The sequence below is a fragment of the Variovorax sp. GW822-FHT04E09 genome (assembly GCF_058800845.1).
In genome coordinates this window covers 614,186-626,243 of record NZ_JBXAMR010000003.1, presented here as the reverse complement: position 1 = coordinate 626,243, position 12,058 = coordinate 614,186, and the positions used below count along the sequence as shown (strand labels likewise).

The window sequence follows — 12,058 nt, the reverse complement described above, 5'->3', positions numbered from 1 at the left end:
GGCACGCTGCGACTCGTCATTGCAACGGAAAAGAAAAGGCAGACAGCGCGATGGATTCCGACTCACTCCTGGCCGTGCGCGAAGCGGCGCTCGACTACTTCACCCGCAGCGGCGCCACCGCGCGACGCCGCGCCCGCACCGAACACCCGCAGGCCGACGAGGCGCAAGGCTGGGGCGAGATCGCCGCGCTCGGCTGGCCCGGCATGCTGGCGCCCGAAGCGGCCGGCGGCCTGGCGCTGGGGCTCGACGGCGCCGCGGAAATTCTGCGCGCGGCCGGCGAACACGCGGCGCCTGAGCCGCTGCTGGCGGTGGCGGGCCTGAGCGCGCTGCTGCTGGCGCGGCTCGAATCGCCCGGCGCGCGCGCCTTGCTGGCCGACCTCGTGGCAGGCCGCAGCCTGCCCGCGCTGGCCTGGCAGGAAAGCGCGGGCGACCTCAGCGCCGTGCCGCTGGCCTGCGGCTGCGAGGCGCGCGCGGGTCAGGGGGGCGGCGTGCTGCTGCAAGGCGACAAGCTCATGGTGCTGCCGGGCGCCGCCGCCAGCGGCTGGCTGGTGTCGGCACGTGGCGAGGACGACGCCGTGCTGCTGTGGGTGCCGCGCGGCACAGCCGGCGTGAGCGAGACGATCGTGCCGCTGGTCGACGGCAGCCAGGCAGCCAACCTGCGCTTCGAAGAGGTCGTGCTGCCGGCCGACGCCGTGCTGGCCAGCGGGCCGGCCGCGCAGGAGGCGCTGCGCCAGGCGCTCGCGGCCGGACAAATCTTGCAGGCCGCGGAGCTGCTCGGCGCAGGGCAGGCGATGCTGGCGCAGACGCTGGCCTACCTGCGCACGCGCGCGCAGTTCGGCAAGGCCATCGGCAGCTTCCAGGCGCTGCAGCACCGCAGCGTCGACATGTTCATCCACCTCGAAGTGGCGCAGGCCACGCTGAACGAAGTGCTGGCGCTGGCAAGCGACGGCACCTTGCCTTCTGACCGGATCGAAGCCGAGGCCAGCCGTGTCAACGCGCGTTGCACCGCTGCCGCGCTGCAGGCGTCGCGCGCGGCGGTGCAGCTGCACGGGGCCATCGGCTACACGCAGGAGTGCGACCTGAGCCTGTTCTACAAGCGCGTGCTGTGCCTGTCGGCGTGGCAGGGCAATGCCACGGCGCACCAGCGCCGGCATGCCGCGCTGACCGGCGAAGCCGAAGCGGCGGCCGGTGGCACGGCCGCCTGGCATGGCGAGTTCCTGGCACGCACCACCGACTGGTCTGCCATGCCCGAGACCGAGTTCCGCCGCATGGTGCGCGGCTTCTTGCAGCAGCGCTATCCGGCGCATCTGCGCTACCTGTCGCACCGCGCGCGCTGGAGCGAGGTTCGCGAGTGGTACCTCACGCTCTCGGCGCAGGGCTGGATCGCGCCGGCCTGGCCGCAGGCGCACGGCGGCATGGGCCTGCCGGCCGACAAGCTCATCGCGTGGATCGAGGAGCTGGAGCAGCACGGCGTGGCGCGCGCGCCCGACCAGGGCATCGTGATGATCGGCCCGCTGCTGATCCAGCACGGCACGCCCGAACAGCAGCAGCGCTTCCTGCCGCGCATCCTGAGCGGCGAGCACGTGTGGTGCCAGGGCTATTCGGAGCCCAATGCCGGCTCCGACCTGGCCGGCCTGCGCACCGAGGCGGTGGCCGGGCGCGACGCGCAGGGCGATCACTTCGTCGTCAACGGCCAGAAGATCTGGACCACGCTCGCGCAGGACGCCAACCACATCTTCATGCTCGTGCGCACCGACAAGGGCGCGCGCAAGCAGGAGGGCATCAGCTTCCTGCTGTGCGACCTGCGCACGCCGGGCGTCACGGTGCGGCCGATCCACACGCTGGCGGGCGAGCCCGAGTTCTGCGAGGTGTTCTTCGACAACGTGCGCGTGCCGGCCGACCAGCTCGTGGGCCGGCTGCACGGCGGCTGGACGATTGCGAAGGCGCTGCTGGGCTTCGAGCGCATCTTCCTGGGCAGCCCCAAGCAGTCGCAGTACGCGCTGGGCCAGCTGGCGCGGCTCGGGCAGGCACGGCGCCTGTTCGCCGACCCGGTGTTCGCACAGCGCTTCGCGGCGCTTCGGCTCGACGTGCTCGACCTGTCGGCCGCGTACACGGGCTTTGCCGACATCGTGCGCGCGGGCAAGCCACTGCCCGCGTCGGTGTCGTTGCTGAAGATCTGGGCCAGCGAGACCTACCACCGCATCGGCGCGCTGCTGGTCGAGGCCGGCGAAGAGCAGGGCGCGGTCGCGGGCGACCAGGTGCTCGACGGCCAGAGCTTCAACGTGCTCTCGCCGCTCATTGGTTCGACGGCCGCCATGATCTACGGCGGCACGAACGAGATCCAGCGCAACATCCTCGCGCGACAGGTGCTCGACCTGCCGGCCTGAGCGATGTGAGCCGCCAAAGACATACACAACTGGAGACAACGCTCATGCAATCCCTCGACCTCTTTTCGCGCCGCCAGCTCATGGCCGCGCTGGCGGGCGGCGCGGCGCTGGCCGCATTGCCGCACCGTGCCTTCGCGCAGCAGCCGCTGCCGCCGCTCATCAAGCTGGTGGTCGGCTATTCGGCCGGCGGGCCGGTGGACGGCGCCGCGCGCCTGCTCGCGCCCGCGCTGGGCCAGGAGCTGGGCACGCAGGTGATCGTCGACAACCGGCCCGGCGCCGCCGGCTCGCTCGGCGGCAACGCCGTGGCCAAGGCGCCGCCCGACGGCGCGATGCTGTTCTTCGGCGCGAGCCCAACCATCACCATCAACCCGAACGTGCAGCGCAGCATGCCCTTCGACCCGATGAAGGACCTCACGCCGCTGGCGCCGCTGGTCGACTACACCAACGTGCTGGTGGTCAACAACGACCTGCCGGTGCGCAACGTGGGCGAGCTGCTGGCCTATGCCAAGGCCAAGCCCGGCAAGCTGTTCTACGGCTCGGCGGGCGTGGGCGCGTCGAACCACCTGAGCGGCGCGCTGCTCGAGAAGATGAGCGGCGTGCAGCTCACGCACGTGCCCTACAAGGGCAGCGCCCCGGCGCTGGCCGACGTGATGGCCGGCACCGTGCCGATGATGTTCGACATCATCGCCACCTCGCGGCCCTTCATCCAGTCGGGCAAGCTGCGCGCGCTGGCCGTCACCTCGCGCCAGCGCAACCGCATGCTGCCCGACGTGCCGACCATGATCGAGTCGGGCGTGCCCGGCTACGACGTGGGCGGCTGGTTCGGCCTGTACGGCCCGGCGCGCATGGACCCGGCGCTGGTGGCGCGCGTGAACGCCGCGGCGCAGAAGATGCTGGCGCGCGAAGACATCGCGCACCGCCTGCGCGAGCAGGGCTACGAGGTCTGGGCGGGCGCGCCGGAGGTGCTGGCGACCAAGGGCGTGTCGGACCGCAAGCTGTGGGCCAGCGCCTCCAAGGGCATCGAGGCGGAATAGCCGATGCAGCCCCGCATTCATCACCTGCTCGAAGACCGCGCCGCCCGCACGCCGGACGCGGTGTTCCTCCACGAACCCGATGGCACCACCACCTACGGCGCGTTGCAGGCCATGGTCGAGACCGCCGCGAACGACCTGCTCGCCGCCGGCGTGCGGCCGACCGACCGCGTGCTGCTGGTGGCCGAGAACTGCGCCGCCTACATCGCGCTGCTGCTGGCCTGCAGCCGCGTGGGTGCGTGGTCGTGCGGCGTCAACGCGCGCATGTCGCCGGGCGAGATCGCGGCGATTGCCGAGCGCGCCGACGCGCGCCTGTGTTGCTTCACCACCGATGCGTCCGACGCGGCGCGCACGCACGCGCAGCGTGCGTCGGCCGTGCCGGCCACGCTGCCCGGCGTGATGTTCACCGCCGCGCGCGCCGACGCCCGCCCCGAGCCCGATCCGGCGCTCGCCGATGCCGCCGCGATCATCTTTACCTCGGGCACCTCGGGCACGCCCAAGGGCGTGATGGTGTCGCACCGCGGGCTGCTGCACTTCGGCCGCGTGTCGGCGGCGGTGCGCGCGCTCGACACGCACGACCGCGTCTACGCCTTCCTGCCGATGACCCACATCTTCGGCATCGGCACCGTGCTGATGGCCGCGCTCACGGGCGGGGCCGCGCTGGTGCTGCGCGGCAGCTTCTCGCCGGCCGACATGCTCGAGGCGCTGGCGCACGGGCAGGTGTCGAACCTGCTCGGGCCGCCGACCATGTACGCGCGGCTGCTGGCGCACATCGAGGCGCAGCAGCTGGTGCCGCGCTTTCCGCAGCTGCGCTACGTGTACACGGGCTCCGCGCCGCTCGACCCGGCGCTCAAGCAGCGCGTGGAGCGGCTGTTCGGCCAGCCGCTGCACTACGGCTACGGCCTGTCGGAGTACGCGGGCTCGGTGTTCCTCACGCGCACCGAGGCGCCGCGCGCCGACACCTCGGCTGGCTACGTGGTCGACGGTGGCGAGGGGCGCATCGTGACGCCCGAGGGCACCGAAGCGGCCATCGGCGACACCGGCGAGATCTGGCTGCGCGGCCCAGGCCTGATGCTGGGCTACTTCCGCGACGCGGCCGCCACCGCGCAGGTGATGCGTCCGGGCGGCTGGTACGCCACCGGCGACCTCGGTCGCTTCGATGCCGACGGTGCGCTGTTCGTGGTGGGGCGGCTGAAGGAAATGATCATCCGCTCGGGCTTCAACGTGTACCCGGCCGAGGTCGAGGCGGTGATCGGGCGCTTCGCGGGTGTGCACCTGTGCGCCGTGGTCGGCGTGCCCGAGGCCGACGGCAACGAGCAGATCGTCGCCTTCGTCGAGCTGAACCCTGGCGCGGTGCTCGACGAGGCGGCGCTGCGCGCGCACCTGGCCGAGCACCTGTCGCCCTACAAGCGGCCCGCGCGCATCGAGGTGATCGACGCGATGCCGACCACCGCCAACGGCAAGCTGCTCAAGCGGGAACTGCAAGCGAGGGCCCGGCTGCCCTGAGATCCTGAGGAAGGTCGCCGATGACGCTGCGGCGGCCTTTCTGCGTGTCCATGTACTCGCGCATGCGGGCGATGCGGCCCTCGCGCAGCGCGAGGATGAAGCAGTAGTCGTTGTCGTAGGGCCGGCCGTTGGCGAGCGTGGCCTGCAGGCGCATCTCCAGCACCACGGTGTCTCCCTCGCAGAGCAGGTGGGTGAAGCCCACCGAGACATCGGCCACGAACAGCTTCGGAAACTCTTCGACGAGAAAGCGAACGATCGTGTCCGGCCCGATCATGTGGTCGGTGAAGCCCAGGGCCACGCCGGTGGCGTTGTCCTTGGGCGCCAGCCATTCGGCGTCGTCGGTGAAGGCGGCGCGCACGCGCTGCGGGTCGCGGCTGGCGAAGGCCTTCCAGGCGTCGACGACGGCGCGCTTGTTCTGCTCGGGGGTCATGGGATGTGCGGGGAGGAAGTGAAGGAGCGGCGACGATAGGTGCGCCGCGTTGCGTCGGCCCGCTGCTTCCGGACATCTGCAACGCGCTCTCGGACTTATCCTGCAAGGAGCCGCGCTGCTGTCCGCCAGCCGATGCGCCGTACAGGCCACATCGTGGGGGCCTTCAACAAGGAATCCACGCCATGGCCGATGACCTGAGCAAGCGCGGACCGCAGGATGCGGCCCGCATCAATGTCAACGAACTGCACGAGGTTCGCTACTGGACCCAGACGCTGGGCGTGACCGAGGCGCAGCTGCGCTCGGCCGTCGCGGCCGCCGGGGTCGAAGTGAAGGACGTGCGCACCTACCTCGGCAAACCCTGAGCGCGCGCTGAAGGTGCGGCCCGGCGGGCAGGGCGCGCGTAGGCAGGCTCCTACAGCCGCGGCGCGGAGCGGGGCCGATACTCGTGGCCTTGTTCCCGCCTTCAGGAATCCTGCCTTGACCGTGCTCCCTGCCGCCTCTCGTCCCACGGGCCGCGCGCCCTTGCGGGCCGCTGCGCCGCGATGAAGTCGTCTCCCAGCGCCCGCAGCTGGATTGCGGCCGGCGTGCGCCACGAGCTGCTCACGCGCGCCCTGCCGGCGCTGCGCCACGACATGACGGCGCCCGTCTCGGTGATCCGCATGGCGGTGCTGATGCTCAAGCGCCAGGTGGCGGCCGACCCGGTCGACCCCGCGGCCTGCGAGGAGCGGGTGAACCTCATCGACAGCCAGGTGTCCGAGCTGGTGGCCGCGATCCGCTCGCTGCGCGACTGGGAGCTGGCCACCACCGACGACGGCATCACGCGCAGCGCACTGGTGGCGCAGTGCATGACGCTGATGCGCTCGGCCTTCGACCTGCACGGCGTGGCGCTCGAGGTCGACGAGGCGCTCGCCGCCCCGCAGGACGACGAGCCGCGCTGGCCCAATGCCGCCGCGCTGCGCTACCTGTTCCTGGGCGCGCTGGGCTACCTGCACGACGGCGCGGACGAGGCCGGCACCATCCGCATCGAGCCTGACGGCACCGACGCGCTGCGCCTGCACGCCCGGGTGCGCGAGGCCGGCGGCGCGAACGCGGTGCTCGACGCCCACCGCGCGCCGCGCGCGCTGGCCATCGACACCGTGGCGCTGCAGAACCTGGCCGAAGACCTCGGCTATGCCGTGCTGCTCGACGCCGACACCGTGCGCTTCGCCCTCGCGGCGGGCTGAGGCGCCCGCAGGAAGGCGAGCAATCGCCGCTCCGCCGCCACCAGGCCACGCGCCGGGCCGGTCGTGGCGGCGCGTGCCGCGATCTTCTCCAGCAAAGTACTGGTCGCCGCCGTGTCGCCCTCGCGCGCCAGCGCCTCGCCCAGCGCCAGCACGGCCGGGTGCACGTAGGCCTTCTTGCAGACTGCCGGCGTGTTGCCGAGCTGCCGCGCCACGGCCACGAGGATGTCCCTGGCGCCGGGGCGGCGCTCGCCCTCCCAGGCACAAGCCAGCCGCGTGAGTTCCAGCGCCTGCACCGTGCCGTGCCAGGTGCGGAAGTCCTTGGCGGTGAAGCGCTCGCCTTCGCCCTTGCCTGTGGCGGTGGCGTCGGCGATGTAGTCGTTCACGTCGTTGGACGACACGCCGCGCACCTCGCCCGTCTCGTCGGTGTACTGGAACAGCGCCTGCCCCGGCAGCTGCTGGCACTGGCGCACCACGCGGGCCACGCGCGGGTCGTCGACGCGGGCCTCGTGCGCCACGCCGCTCTTGCCGCGAAAGCGCAGCCGCAGCGCCGAGCCCTGCACCGCCGCGTGGCGGTTGCGCAGCGTGGTGAGGCCGAACGAGCCGTTGCTGCTGGCGTAGGCCTCGTTGCCCACGCGCAGCAGCGTGGTGTCGAGCAGGCGCACCAGCGTGGCGATCACCTGCGCGCGCCCGGGTGTGCGGGTGCCGGCGCGCAGGTCGCGTGCCACGCGGGCGCGCAAACGGGGCAGGGCACGCCCGAAGGCCGCGAGGCGCTCGAACTTGGTGCCGTCCTGCAGCGCACGCCAGTCGGGGTGGTAGCGGTACTGCGTGCGCCCGCGCGCGTCCAGGCCCGTGGCCTGCAGGTGGCCTTGCGGCAGCGGGCAGATCCACACCTCGGTGTAGGCCGGCGGAATCGCCAGGCTGCGGATGCGCGCGAGCGCGTCGGCATCGCGCAGCCAGCGGCCGTGCGCGTCGCGGTAGCGAAAGCCGTCGCCCCACTTCAGCCGGCGGATGCCCGGCATGCCGGGGTTCACGTAGACCAGCCCGCCGGCCAGCGCTGAGGTGGCAGCCGGCGCGGGCCGGCATGGGGTTTGCATCGAAGGCATGACATCGCGCTTGTGCCAGCATCGACAATCGTGCGGTGTAGGACGCCGCACGCTGTTGCCGAGGCGCGCTTTCCTTTCCTTCCTTCTCTTCGGATTCCACCCATGTCCCTCCTGAACTCCCGTCGCTTCTCCCTGGGCAGCCGCGGCCTGGCGCTGTGCGGCGCCGTGCTGCTCGCCACGGCCTGTGCCTCCACCTCGCCCACGGCCGACACCCGCGCTGCTGCCGCCGCCCCCACCGGCGCCCCCGTCAAGGTGAAGGTGTTCGTGGCCGCCATGTTCGAGATCGGCCAGAACACCGGCGACCGCGCTGGCGAGTTCCAGCACTGGTACGAGCGCTACTGGAAGGGCGCGACGCCCGTGGCCGTGCCCGGCGCGCTGCAGCCCGTGTACTGCAACGCCGACGGCGTGTGCGGCGCGGTGCTGGGCATGGGCAAGGTCAACTCGTCGTCGTCGATGCAGGCCATCCTGCTGAACCCGAAGTTCGACTTCTCGCAGGCCTACTACGTGATCTCTGGCGTGGCCGGCACGCCGCCCCAGCGCGGCACCATCGGCGAGGTGAGCTGGGCCACCTGGCTGGTCGACTACGACCTCGGCCACCGCTGGGCCCCCGAAGAGAACAAGCCCGGCGAACCCACCTTCATGCCGCGCAAGGGCTACGAGGAGTACCGCCGCTTCAAGCTCAACCCCGACCTCGTCGGCTGGGCCATGAAGCTGTCGGCCGACACGCCGCTCAAGGACGCGGAATCGGCGCGCAAGTACCGCCTGCGCTACCCCGACGCCGCCGCGCGCCGCGCCCCCTTCGTGGGCACCGGCACGCACATGACGGGCGACACCTTCTTCCACGGCCCGGGCATGTCGAAGCAGGCGCAGTACATCGCCAAGCTCTACGGCGCCGACGACTACGTGATCACCGAAATGGAAGCCGCCGCCATCACCCTCGTGATCAAGCGCACCCACGGCACCGACCGCGTGATGAGCCTGCGCGGCGCGGTCAACTTCGACCAGGGCCACCCGAAGGAAAGCACGCTGCAGCACCTGGACCCGGCACCGGGCGAGACGGCGGGCGGCTTTGCCGAGACGGTGGAGAACATCGCGCTGGTGGGCACGCGCGTGGTCGACCACATCGTGAAGAACTGGCCCACCTGGTCGGCAGGCGTGCCCAAGCCCTGAAGATCGTCAGGGCTGCAGCACGGGCTGCAGGTGCCACGTCACGTTGAAGTCGAAGGGCGTCCAGCGGCTCACCGTGACGCCCGCCTGCCGCAGGCCGCGGCCGGTCCAGGTGTTGCAGGTCTCGAACAGGTGGTAGCTGCCCTGGGCTTCGTAGAAGGCATCGTCGTTCGCGTAGTGCGCGCCCGCGATCGGCACCGCGCGGCCTGAGGGCAGCGTGGCGCGCACATGGGCCACGAGCTGCGCGTACTGCGCCTGCGAGAGCGGCAGCTTGTAGGCCCCGCGCTGCAGCTGCGCGCGCTGCAGGTAGGTCACGTGCAGCAGCGAACGGTTGCCGCCCGACAGCGCCCCGAAGGCGCGCGCGGCCGTCAGGTCGCCCCAGGTCGGCGTGTGCAGGTAGAACTCGCGGTCGCCCCAGCCGATGGCGACGAACTCGGCATCGGGCGGCGGCGCCTTGAAGTCGGACAGCGCAAAGAGCTGCTGCCAGTCGACGGTGGCCGAGCGGACCGGAAACACCAGGTCGGTGTGCACGCCGTTGCTCAGCACCCAGGCCTCGACGGTCGCAGGCTCGACCGGCGGTTTCGCGTTGGCCGGCAAGAAGACCAGCGCACAGGCCACGGCCACATACAGCGTGATGGCGAGCAGCAATCCCAGCAGGGTGAGGGCGATGCGTCTCAGCCAGCGTCGGATCATGGTGGTGTCAGAAGAGCGAGGCCGTGGTCGCCACCGGCGCCGCGCTGCGAGCGTTGCCAGCGGGCGCCAGCGCCTCCGGGCTGCCCGCCTTGGCCAGTGCGCCCACGCGCACGCCCAGCAGGCGCAGCGGCCGCTCCAGCGGCACGCGCTTGAGGCACTGGCCGCCGACCTGGCGGATCGTCTTGCCGTCGTCGGTGAAGCGGTCGATGGTCTGGTCGCGCGTGGCGATCCTGAAGTCGTCGTAGCGCAGCTTGATGCCGATGGTCTTGCCCACGTAGCCCTTGCGCTGCAGGTCTTCGGCCAGCTTCTCGCACAGGTGCGTGAAGATCGCGCCCAGCTCGGCGCGGTCGCGCACCGCGTGCAGGTCGCGCTCGAAGGTGGTCTCGCGGCTCATCGACACGGGCTCGCTCTCGGTCACCACGGGGCGGTTGTCGCGGCCCCAGGCCACCTCGTGCATCCACGCGCCGGTGGCCTTGCCGAAGGTGTCGATGAGCCAGCCGCGCTCGCGCGCCGCCAGCTGGCCCACGGTCTCGATGCCGAAGCGCTTGAGTTTTTCGTCGGCCTTCGGGCCGATGCCGTTCACCTTGCGGCAGGGCAGGGGCCAGATGCGGCTTTCGAGGTCGTGCTCGTAGACCACCGAGATGCCGTTGGGCTTCTCGAACTCGCTGGCCATCTTGGCGATGAGCTTGTTGGGCGCGACGCCGATCGAGCACGTGAGGGCCGTGGCGTCGAAGATCGATTTCTGGATCAGCCGTGCCAGCGAGCGCCCGCCGTCGCGCTGGCCGCCGGGCACGTCGGTGAAGTCGATGTACACCTCGTCCACGCCGCGGTCTTCCATGAGCGGCGCGATGTCCAGGATCACCTGCTTGAAGGTGCGCGAGAAGCGCCGGTACTCGTCGAAATCGACCGGCAGGATCAGCGCCTGCGGGCACAGCTTGGCGGCCTTCATGAGTCCCATGGCCGAGCCGATGCCGAACTGCCGCGCGGGGTAGGTGGCGGTGGTGATCACGCCGCGCCCCGTGTAGTCCTTCAGGCGCGGAAAGGCCTCGATCGGAATGTCGGCCAGCGTGGCGCCCTCGGGCAGTTCGCGGATCGCCTCGTCGACGCGGCGCCGGCCGCCGCCGATGACCACCGGCAGCCCCTTGAGCTGCGGGTAGCGCAGCAACTCGACGGACGCGTAGAACGCGTCCATGTCGAGGTGGGCAATGCGGCGGATCGGAGGGGCCGGGGGCGGCGCGGGCTGGAAACTCACGGTGACAATTGTCTCGCTCTCCGGGCATGTTCGCCCGCCCCGGTGTCGCGTGCAAGAATGCGGCGGAATTTCAATCCCCACGCAGGTGGCGAACGGAAAGGAATGCACGATGGGTGACGACGAGGTGGAAGGCGGCCTGTCGGTCGCGCTGACGCCGGTGCAGATGGCGGCGGTGCTCGGCGGCGAAGACGTGCCCGAGTCGGCCAGCCTCAGCAACCGGCTCTGGGGCACGGCGGCGCTGATCGGCGGCGTGATCGAACTGGTCGGCGCCGGCGTGCTGTGCGTGGCCCCCGAGCCCACCATGGCCAGCAAGGTCGGCTGCGTGGTGTTGGGCGCGCACGGCAGCGACGTCACCGCCACGGCCGCGCGCCAGATCTGGACCGGCCAGACGCAGCGCACCGCCACCGCGCTCACCGCCGACGCCACCGCCCAGGCGCTGGGCGCCTCGCCCGAAACCGGCGCGCAGGTGGGGCTCGCGGTCGACGTGGCGGTGCCGCTCTTCGTGGCCGGCGGGCTGGCTGCATCGCGTGTCATCGCGGTGCGTGCGAGCCGCTTCAAGCTCGAGCCCGTGCGCCTCATCGAGCACGAGGGCATTGCGGGCTCCAAGGCCGGCGGCCACACCATCCGCGAGCACGTGGGCAAGTCGGCGCAGGAGCTGCTCGACCGCTTCGCGAAGAAGCCCAGCCTGCAGCGCTCGTCGTCGTTCTTCGACCTGGCCACCGCCGAGTCGGCCATCAGCCAGACCGTGCGCGCCAATGCGCGGGCCATTCGCGCGTGGTCGCGCTCCGCGGCGGTGGGCTCCAAGCCCGTGGCCTTCGAGCACGACATCGCCGCCGTGGTCGGCATCGGCGTGCAGCGCGGCAGCACCGCCGTGAGCCAGCTCACCAAGGTGCGCGTGACGCTGAACATGCGCACGTACAACGGCAAGCCGTTCTACATCCTCACCGCCCATCCGTTCTGATTTTTCCCCTACGACCCACGATGCGATTCGAACTGATCGACCACCTCACCAAGGTCTACTTCGGCCAGGACGCCGACATCCTCTTCGGCGAAACCGGCGCCGAGATCATGGCCTCGTACCGCGAGTCGAGCACCGAGGCCGAGCTGGCCGCGCTGCGCGCCGAGATCGCCGATTACCTCGGTTCGCACGAGGACCTCGAAGCGGCGTTTGCGCGCGACTTCTCGCGCGACTACATCCCTGAAGATTTCGGCACGCCGGCGAAACAGTTTCTCGACAGCGTGCTGGCTGCGGTGCGCTGACGCTGC

12 protein-coding genes are annotated in these 12,058 nt (G+C 71.3%); 8 read left to right on the top strand and 4 right to left on the bottom strand.

Going from position 1 to position 12,058, the window contains the following annotated elements; all coding sequences use genetic code 11:
- Window positions 1-50: 50 nt before the first annotated feature.
- The 3 genes from AC1RL8_RS15150 to AC1RL8_RS15140 are packed head-to-tail and all read left to right on the top strand — an operon-like array spanning window position 51 to window position 4,924.
- Window positions 51-2,387 carry an acyl-CoA dehydrogenase family protein gene (locus AC1RL8_RS15150; protein ID WP_492684686.1) on the top strand — a complete coding sequence of 779 codons (2,337 nt, stop codon included), beginning with the start codon at window positions 51-53 and terminating at the stop codon, window positions 2,385-2,387.
- A gap of 44 nt (window positions 2,388-2,431) precedes the next feature.
- Window positions 2,432-3,421, top strand: a complete 990-nt coding sequence (locus AC1RL8_RS15145; RefSeq protein WP_062477974.1) for a Bug family tripartite tricarboxylate transporter substrate binding protein — start codon at window positions 2,432-2,434, stop codon at window positions 3,419-3,421.
- 3 nt (window positions 3,422-3,424) lie between these two features.
- Entirely contained in the window at window positions 3,425-4,924 is a 1,500-nt protein-coding gene (locus tag AC1RL8_RS15140) for a class I adenylate-forming enzyme family protein (protein WP_492684685.1), read from the top strand.
- On the opposite strand, the gene AC1RL8_RS15135 is transcribed toward AC1RL8_RS15140, so the two are convergent.
- Window positions 4,887-5,354 (bottom strand): nuclear transport factor 2 family protein, encoded by a 468-nt coding sequence (locus AC1RL8_RS15135; protein WP_492684684.1) that lies wholly within the window; start codon window positions 5,352-5,354, stop codon window positions 4,887-4,889. The genes AC1RL8_RS15140 and AC1RL8_RS15135 overlap by 38 nt on opposite strands.
- Before the next feature lie 182 nt (window positions 5,355-5,536).
- On the opposite strand from AC1RL8_RS15135, the gene AC1RL8_RS15130 reads away from it, so the two are divergent.
- The gene (locus AC1RL8_RS15130) at window positions 5,537-5,716 is read left to right on the top strand and encodes a DUF3606 domain-containing protein (protein WP_062477985.1); all 180 of its coding nucleotides are present in this window, start codon (window positions 5,537-5,539) and stop codon (window positions 5,714-5,716) included.
- 180 nt (window positions 5,717-5,896) lie between these two features.
- Window positions 5,897-6,577 carry a hypothetical protein gene (locus AC1RL8_RS15125; RefSeq protein WP_095746526.1) on the top strand — a complete coding sequence of 227 codons (681 nt, stop codon included), beginning with the start codon at window positions 5,897-5,899 and terminating at the stop codon, window positions 6,575-6,577.
- On the opposite strand, the gene AC1RL8_RS15120 is transcribed toward AC1RL8_RS15125, so the two are convergent.
- Window positions 6,523-7,680: a DNA topoisomerase IB gene (locus tag AC1RL8_RS15120; RefSeq protein ID WP_492684683.1), complete on the bottom strand. Its 1,158-nt coding sequence runs from the start codon at window positions 7,678-7,680 to the stop codon at window positions 6,523-6,525. The genes AC1RL8_RS15125 and AC1RL8_RS15120 overlap by 55 nt on opposite strands.
- 102 nt (window positions 7,681-7,782) lie before the next feature.
- On the opposite strand from AC1RL8_RS15120, the gene AC1RL8_RS15115 reads away from it, so the two are divergent.
- Window positions 7,783-8,850: a purine-nucleoside phosphorylase gene (locus AC1RL8_RS15115; protein WP_369646029.1), complete on the top strand. Its 1,068-nt coding sequence runs from the start codon at window positions 7,783-7,785 to the stop codon at window positions 8,848-8,850.
- A gap of 6 nt (window positions 8,851-8,856) precedes the next feature.
- Here the strand turns inward: AC1RL8_RS15115 and AC1RL8_RS15110 are convergent, their stop codons facing one another.
- Window positions 8,857-9,540 carry a TIGR02117 family protein gene (locus tag AC1RL8_RS15110; RefSeq protein WP_492684682.1) on the bottom strand — a complete coding sequence of 228 codons (684 nt, stop codon included), beginning with the start codon at window positions 9,538-9,540 and terminating at the stop codon, window positions 8,857-8,859.
- Window positions 9,541-9,547: 7 nt separating this feature from the next.
- Window positions 9,548-10,732, bottom strand: coding sequence for a Y-family DNA polymerase (locus tag AC1RL8_RS15105; RefSeq protein ID WP_492684876.1), 1,185 nt, complete (start codon window positions 10,730-10,732; stop codon window positions 9,548-9,550).
- 169 nt (window positions 10,733-10,901) lie between these two features.
- Here AC1RL8_RS15105 and AC1RL8_RS15100 point away from each other — a divergent pair, with 169 nt between their 5' ends.
- The gene (locus tag AC1RL8_RS15100) at window positions 10,902-11,753 is read left to right on the top strand and encodes an RNase A-like domain-containing protein (protein WP_159275571.1); all 852 of its coding nucleotides are present in this window, start codon (window positions 10,902-10,904) and stop codon (window positions 11,751-11,753) included.
- Between the two features lie 20 nt (window positions 11,754-11,773).
- Window positions 11,774-12,052 (top strand): contact-dependent growth inhibition system immunity protein, encoded by a 279-nt coding sequence (locus tag AC1RL8_RS15095; protein ID WP_354342653.1) that lies wholly within the window; start codon window positions 11,774-11,776, stop codon window positions 12,050-12,052.
- Window positions 12,053-12,058: the final 6 nt, after the last annotated feature.

What these genes read in the sequence shown, in the direction of transcription:
- AC1RL8_RS15150 (WP_492684686.1), top strand. Translation starts at nt 51, where the DNA reads ATGGATTCCGACTCACTCCTGGCCGTGCGCGAAGCGGCGCTCGACTAC.
- AC1RL8_RS15145 (WP_062477974.1), top strand. Translation starts at nt 2,432, where the DNA reads ATGCAATCCCTCGACCTCTTTTCGCGCCGCCAGCTCATGGCCGCGCTG.
- AC1RL8_RS15140 (WP_492684685.1), top strand. Translation starts at nt 3,425, where the DNA reads ATGCAGCCCCGCATTCATCACCTGCTCGAAGACCGCGCCGCCCGCACG.
- AC1RL8_RS15135 (WP_492684684.1), bottom strand. Translation starts at nt 5,354, where the DNA reads ATGACCCCCGAGCAGAACAAGCGCGCCGTCGTCGACGCCTGGAAGGCC.
- AC1RL8_RS15130 (WP_062477985.1), top strand. Translation starts at nt 5,537, where the DNA reads ATGGCCGATGACCTGAGCAAGCGCGGACCGCAGGATGCGGCCCGCATC.
- AC1RL8_RS15125 (WP_095746526.1), top strand. Translation starts at nt 5,897, where the DNA reads ATGAAGTCGTCTCCCAGCGCCCGCAGCTGGATTGCGGCCGGCGTGCGC.
- AC1RL8_RS15120 (WP_492684683.1), bottom strand. Translation starts at nt 7,680, where the DNA reads ATGCCTTCGATGCAAACCCCATGCCGGCCCGCGCCGGCTGCCACCTCA.
- AC1RL8_RS15115 (WP_369646029.1), top strand. Translation starts at nt 7,783, where the DNA reads ATGTCCCTCCTGAACTCCCGTCGCTTCTCCCTGGGCAGCCGCGGCCTG.
- AC1RL8_RS15110 (WP_492684682.1), bottom strand. Translation starts at nt 9,540, where the DNA reads ATGATCCGACGCTGGCTGAGACGCATCGCCCTCACCCTGCTGGGATTG.
- AC1RL8_RS15105 (WP_492684876.1), bottom strand. Translation starts at nt 10,732, where the DNA reads ATGGACGCGTTCTACGCGTCCGTCGAGTTGCTGCGCTACCCGCAGCTC.
- AC1RL8_RS15100 (WP_159275571.1), top strand. Translation starts at nt 10,902, where the DNA reads ATGGGTGACGACGAGGTGGAAGGCGGCCTGTCGGTCGCGCTGACGCCG.
- AC1RL8_RS15095 (WP_354342653.1), top strand. Translation starts at nt 11,774, where the DNA reads ATGCGATTCGAACTGATCGACCACCTCACCAAGGTCTACTTCGGCCAG.